The organism is Slackia sp., from assembly GCF_977041755.1.
On record NZ_CDRRGL010000109.1, the window covers coordinates 1 to 5900 of the forward strand.

Annotated in this window: 6 protein-coding genes and 1 tRNA gene; 1 reads left to right on the top strand and 6 read right to left on the bottom strand. The window is 56.3% G+C overall.

Annotated elements, in window-relative coordinates; all coding sequences use genetic code 11:
• From ACWI8T_RS07610 to ACWI8T_RS07620, 3 genes are all read right to left on the bottom strand, one after another.
• Positions 1 to 1052 (bottom strand): amidohydrolase family protein (locus tag ACWI8T_RS07610; RefSeq protein ID WP_449138501.1); only part of this gene is annotated, 1052 nt, incomplete at its 3' end.
• A 246-nt stretch (positions 1053 to 1298) separates the two neighbouring features.
• Positions 1299 to 1375, bottom strand: a tRNA-Pro gene (locus tag ACWI8T_RS07615).
• 124 nt (positions 1376 to 1499) lie between these two features.
• Entirely contained in the window at positions 1500 to 2858 is a 1359-nt protein-coding gene (locus tag ACWI8T_RS07620; RefSeq protein ID WP_449138502.1) for an aminotransferase class III-fold pyridoxal phosphate-dependent enzyme, read from the bottom strand.
• 168 nt (positions 2859 to 3026) lie between these two features.
• Between ACWI8T_RS07620 and pyrE the strand changes: the two genes are divergently transcribed.
• Positions 3027 to 3710, top strand: coding sequence for an orotate phosphoribosyltransferase (gene pyrE / locus ACWI8T_RS07625; protein ID WP_418950420.1), 684 nt, complete (start codon positions 3027 to 3029; stop codon positions 3708 to 3710).
• A 249-nt stretch (positions 3711 to 3959) separates the two neighbouring features.
• On the opposite strand, the gene ACWI8T_RS07630 is transcribed toward pyrE, so the two are convergent.
• From ACWI8T_RS07630 to ACWI8T_RS07640, 3 genes are all read right to left on the bottom strand, one after another.
• Entirely contained in the window at positions 3960 to 4955 is a 996-nt protein-coding gene (locus ACWI8T_RS07630) for an NAD(P)H-dependent glycerol-3-phosphate dehydrogenase (protein ID WP_449138503.1), read from the bottom strand.
• Positions 4956 to 5147: 192 nt separating this feature from the next.
• Positions 5148 to 5783 (bottom strand): glycerol-3-phosphate 1-O-acyltransferase PlsY, encoded by a 636-nt coding sequence (plsY, locus tag ACWI8T_RS07635; protein ID WP_123219375.1) that lies wholly within the window; start codon positions 5781 to 5783, stop codon positions 5148 to 5150.
• A gap of 6 nt (positions 5784 to 5789) precedes the next feature.
• Positions 5790 to 5900 (bottom strand): hypothetical protein (locus tag ACWI8T_RS07640; RefSeq protein ID WP_449138504.1); only part of this gene is annotated, 111 nt, incomplete at its 5' end.

The following is a 5900-nucleotide window of genomic DNA, read 5'->3' on the forward strand; positions in this document are numbered from 1 at the left end:
CGCGACCATACGCTCACCACGCCGAAATCGTCTGCCGTATCGCCCGACACGATATTGATGTCGGCGCGCTTGCCCGGCGCCAGCGCGCCGATATCGGTCAGCTCGAATGCGCGCGCCGCATTGATAGTCACCATTTGGATGGCCTTCACGAACGGCAGGCCACAGCTAAGAGCGAGCTTCAAATGATGATCAAGGTGTCCCGTCTCATTCAAATCGCAACAGTGCAAGTCGTCGGTCACGATGCTCATCATAGAAGTGTCGATGTCTTTGCCCACGATGCATTCGAGCTGCTGCGCGAGCGTGCGCGCAGCCGACGATTCGCGCAGCATCGCATGGACTCCCACGCGAGCGCGATCCATGATTTCGTCGGCGGAAAGCGCTTCGTGGCACGTTGAGATGCCCGCAGCCGCGCACTTGTTCAAATCGGCACCCTTCATGTCAACCAAATGGCCTTGGGCGGTCATACCCTTCATGCCCGCAACGTCATCGAGCGATTCCAAAAGATCCGGCAAATCGGCCAGGACGTAAGGGCCAACGCATTCAGAAATGCCTACGGCATCGGGGCGCTTGAGCGCTTCGCGAATAATCGAGGGATTGAAGGAGCCGCCGCTTGTTTCAAGCGCGGGTGAGAAAGGAACATGGGAAGGCACGACGAAATACAAGTTCAAATCGGTCGCCTGGTTTTCTTCGATTACGGCCTCGATGCCCTCAAGGCCGCTTACCACGCCCACCTCGTGGAGGTCGGTCATGATCGATGTCGTGCCATGCTTGAGCACCGCTTCCGCGAAAGGCCGAATTGCCAAGTCGGAGCTTTCGGGATGAATATGGCCATCGATGAAGCCCGGCGTAATGAAGGCGCCCTCGGCATCGATGACCTTCGTGCCCTCGCCGACGCAGTAGTCCACATCGCCTACTGCGGCAATCGTTTGACCGCTTATCGCCACGCCGCCATCATAGATTTCGCCCGTATACACGTTGACAATGCGACCGTTCGAAATCACAACGTCCGCTGGCTTGCTGCCGCCTGCTACCGCAAGAAGTTCCTTGTCCATGTGCCATTCCTTTCAAAAAACCGCTCTTGCAACTGCATTGAGCAATGTAACACCCAGCGAGCGAGTTTTTTGTTCAAAAGAAAGAAATGCTTTCCCACTTGAAGCCTTGTTTTTACAGATTGTTTCGAGCGTATACAAAGCCGAGAGGAAAACGCCCCGGAGAAAAGAGCGAGACAACGATGATGAATAAAAACGAAACAAAAAAAGCAGGCCAGAAGTTTTGCCTTCTGACCTGCCCTAATTAGCTGGTCGGGTTGACAGGATTTGAACCTGCGACCCCTTGACCCCCAGTCAAGTGCGCTACCAAACTGCGCCACAACCCGTTGCGATTTCGAGCTCTTCGCTCAAACGCAAGACGTTAGTATACGCATCTCTTCCATGCCGTGCAAGCGTTATTTTCAACTTTTCTGAAAAACTTTCGCTTGAACCAAAAAGGCACGCCAACGATTACCAACCCGCTTGGTTTACCAGCACGTCATCCGAAATCTCGCCCGCTTCGTATTCCGAAATCGCCTGATTGGCAATCGCGAAGCCGCGGCGCAATTCTTCCTCGGTGATATTAAGTGGCGGCTGAATGCGCAAAATATTGTCGGCGACCGAAATCATGAGCAAACCCAACTCGTAAGAGCGATACACGATTTTAAACGTACCCGTGGTGTCGGCCTCCATGGAGCCGTCTTCGCCCTTCTTCACCACAGCCAAGCCACGAGACATGCCCACGCCGCGAATGAAGCCGATCGTGTTGGGATGGTCGGCCACCGTCTGTTCGAGTAGCTCGAGCATCACGCGTTCGTTTCGCTTCAAAATATTCTGGAATTCATCGGTTTGGTAATAGTCGAACGCCGCACAACCGGCCGCGCACGCAATGGCGTTGCCGCCAAGCGTAAACAGGTGCGCCGGCGCAGGCAGGCTCTCCATAATGTCTTTGCGGGCCATAAACGCGCCCAAGGTAAGGCTCGCGCCCACCGATTTGCCCATGATGACGCCATCGGGCACGATGCCATCGAAGCATTCGATGCCAAACCAATGGCCGTCACGCCAAAACGCCTGCTGTACTTCTTCGGAAATAAACAGAATGCCGTGCTTTTTGCATAGATCATAGAGCGCATGCATGAACTTGTCGTTCGCCAAATTCAAGCCGCCATCGCCCTGCACGGGCTCAATGATGACCGCAGCCACCTCTTCGGCGGGCAAATACGTGTCGAACGCCTCTTGAATTTCTTTCACATACCACTCGGCGGGCATGTCGGGCGCTTCGGAGCCGTAGAACGGGAAATGGTAGATATCCCCCATGAACGGGCCCATTTTCGACGCCATGCGCGTGGTAACGCACGAAAGCGCAATGGAGCCGTACGTAGAGCCATGATACGCGTTGATGAACGTGATAATCTTCCGGCGGCCGGTATAGGCGCGGGCGAACTTCACCGCAGCGTCGTTGCAGTCGGAACCGCAGTTGCCAAACGCGATGCGCACGTCTTCGGCGGGGCGACCGGGAAACACCGAGCACAGGCGCTCGGCATACTCAATCGTCGCAGGGCTGTACGTGTATGCCGCGGTGTACTGCGTACACTTCGCCAGCTGCTCCTGAATGCCCGCAGTAATGTGCTCGTTGCAGCTACCCAAGTTCAGCGAGGAAGCGCTCGTGAGAAAGTCGATGAACTCGTTGCCGTCGGTGTCGACTACCGTGGAATCTTTCGCACGGTCAACCGCCAGTGGAAAATATGACAGGTGCTGGCATGGCGCAATCACCTTCTTATCGCGCTCAACCCATTGCTTACACACGTCTTGTTTGATGGATTCGCCCATACTATCGCCTTCCGTCACAAACCGCCCCGCAGCAAAAACCGCGCAGACGATGGCCATTTGCGGCCCTTACGCTAAACGCTGCCGATTATAGAACCAAATCGGGTATCATGGCGAATAGTTTATAGCCCAGCCGTTGGGGCCGGGCGCGAATCGAAGGAGTTCAGCGGAATGGAAGATTACAAACGCGAATTCATCGAGTTCATGGTTGAAAGCGATGTGCTCAAATTCGGCGAGTTCACCTTGAAAAGCGGCCGCAAGTCGCCGTTCTTCATGAATGCAGGTGCCTACGTAACGGGCGAGCAGCTCAAGCGCCTGGGCGAGTACTACGCCAAGGCCATTCATGACAACTTCGGCCTCGATTTCGACGTCGTGTTCGGCCCTGCCTACAAGGGCATTCCGCTGGCCGTCGTGACCGCCATCGCGCTGCAAGAACTCTATGGCAAAGAGGTGCGCTACTGCTGCAACCGCAAAGAGGCCAAAGACCACGGCGCCGACGCAGGCAACCTGTTGGGCGCGACTCTCAACGACGGCGACCGCGTGATTATGGTCGAAGACGTGACCACGTCGGGCAAGTCGATCGACGAGACCTACCCCATTGTGACGGGCGCTGCAAACGTCGAGGTCAAAGGCCTTATCGTGTCACTTAATCGCATGGAGGTCGGCAAGGGCGGCGTGACCACCGCACAGAAGGAAATCCAGGCGAAGTACGGCTTCCCCGTAGCCAGCATCGTGAGCATGGCGGAAGTGACCGAAGCTCTGTACAACCACGAAATCGACGGCAAGGTCGTCATCAACGACGATATCAAGGCCGCCATCGACAAGTACTACGAGCAGTACGGCGCGAAGGAATAGCACTCGGCGCAAAAACACAAAGGCGCAACTTTGGTTGCGCCTTTTCTTTTGCTTCAATTCAATCGGGCGGCACGATTATGCTTCAACTCGTCCCGACAAAACGATGCGGGCGGCACCCGAGGCGATCTAAATTTGCCCTAGGAATCATCCGTCTCATTCATCCCGCCATACGCACGCCGAATGTAGCGAGGGGCTCATTCTTGCATCTTTTGGAACCGCCCCTCTTTTGCCGCATCGCCTTAAACCGGCTTAATAGAACTCAGGCTTCAATTCGCGACCGAACAGCTGCGCGGCAGCCTGCTCCAAATTAGAACCCTCCCACACCACGCGACGCACAGTCTCGGCAATGGGCAGCTCAACCCCTACCGATTCGGCAAGCGACATGAGCGTGCGACACGCAAGCGCGCCTTCGACCACCATATGGGTTTCAGCTTTGTACTGCTCAAGCGTTGTGCCCTGGGCCAGACGATAGCCAAACGTGCGATTACGTGAATGCTCGCTCGTGCACGTAGCAATGAGGTCGCCTACACCCGCCAGGCCCAAGCACGTCATGGGCATACCGCCGCACGCGGCGACCAAGCGGCTCATTTCCGCCAGGCCGCGCGTCATCAAAAGCGACGCTGTATTGTCGCCATATCCCATGCCATACGACAGGCCGCATGCAATGGCGACCACGTTTTTTGCCGCCGCGCACACCTCAACGCCAATCACATCTTCGCTGATGTAGGTGCGAAATGCCTCAGTGGCGAAAAGCTCTTGGAAAAAGCGGGCAGTCTGCTCACTTTGTGAGGCAATCACCGTGCCGGCAGGAATGCCTAGAATCACTTCTTCGGCATGGTTGGGGCCAGCGAGCGCCGCCAGGCGGCTCGCATTGCCCAACTCGGCTTCGAGTACCTCGACCGGAACGAGGCCGCTCCCCTCTTCCACGCCCTTGCAGCACACCACGATAGGGGTGTCACCGTTGACGAACGGCGCAATGTTCGCGCACGTTTGGCGAATCACAGCCGAAGGGGTCACAATAACCACGGCGGATGTGCCGGAAAGCACTTCCTCAAAACTCGTCGATGCCTTCACGTGGGAATCAATCTTACAGCCAATGAGATAGCGCGGATTTTCGTGACGTTCGTTTACGCCGTCACACACTTCCTGTTTGCGCGCCCACAGCATCACATCGTTGCCACCAAGCCCCAGAACATGTGCAAGCGCCGTGCCCCACGAACCAGCGCCAATAACCGAAACCTTCATATCGACTCCCAACAAAAGAAAACTGCACGGCCGACCAAAAGTCAGCGAGAATGAGCGAGCTGCTGCAGAATAGCCCGAAATCGAAAAGCCGCATAGCAGCGCTACGCAAGATGAAGATCGAAAGGCCAAAATGCAGTGCATCGCCCGCTTGCAGCGTCGGCAAAATTCGCCGTTCGTCAGAACGGCGGACCATTATTTTTTCGAACCCACGCGACGCTCATTGCCCGCGCGCAAACGCTCAATGTTGCCACGATGGGCCCACACAACCGTCATGCCCGTGACGAAATAGCACGCGATAGCGCCCCAATCGCCCCAGAACAGGAAGCATGCGATAACCGGGCACAGCGCCGCGGATGCGATGGAGCCCACCGAAACATAGCGCGTAAGCGCGACGAGCACGGCAAAAATGCCGAACAGCTCGATGCATGCCGCCGCAGGCCCCCAGCACACGAACAATGCGCCAATGGCCACAGCGATGCCCTTGCCGCCGTGAAAGCCCAGCCATGGGCTGAAAATATGGCCCAAGGTGCAACCCATCGTCGCTATGCCAAGCAGAGTTTCATAACTCACGAAGCTACCCGTCAAAAACGACGTCGCACCCATGCCAATGAAGCCCGACGCGATGCCCTTGCCGAAATCGAGCAAGAATACCGCGGCGCCTCCCTTTTTGCCCATCGTGCGCATGGCGTTCGTGGTGCCAATGTTGCCGCTGCCATGCTCGCGAATATCGGTGTGGTAAAACACCTTGGAAATAATGAGGCCCCAAGGAATCGAACCGAGCAAAAACGCCGCGACAAACACGCCAAGCGCAACCAATGCATCTATCATGTTCCGTTAGTCCTTCTTCTTGAACTTCCAACGAATGGGCGTGCCCTCGAAATCGAACGTATCGCGGAAGCGGTTCTCGAGGAAGCGCTGGTAGTTGTCGTTTTCGCGCACCAGGTC

Excerpts from the sequence above, each read along its gene's own strand:
- plsY (WP_123219375.1), bottom strand. The coding sequence starts at position 5,783 with ATGATAGATGCATTGGTTGCGCTTGGCGTGTTTGTCGCGGCGTTTTTG.
- ACWI8T_RS07620 (WP_449138502.1), bottom strand. The coding sequence starts at position 2,858 with ATGGGCGAATCCATCAAACAAGACGTGTGTAAGCAATGGGTTGAGCGC.
- ACWI8T_RS07630 (WP_449138503.1), bottom strand. The coding sequence starts at position 4,955 with ATGAAGGTTTCGGTTATTGGCGCTGGTTCGTGGGGCACGGCGCTTGCA.
- pyrE (WP_418950420.1), top strand. The coding sequence starts at position 3,027 with ATGGAAGATTACAAACGCGAATTCATCGAGTTCATGGTTGAAAGCGAT.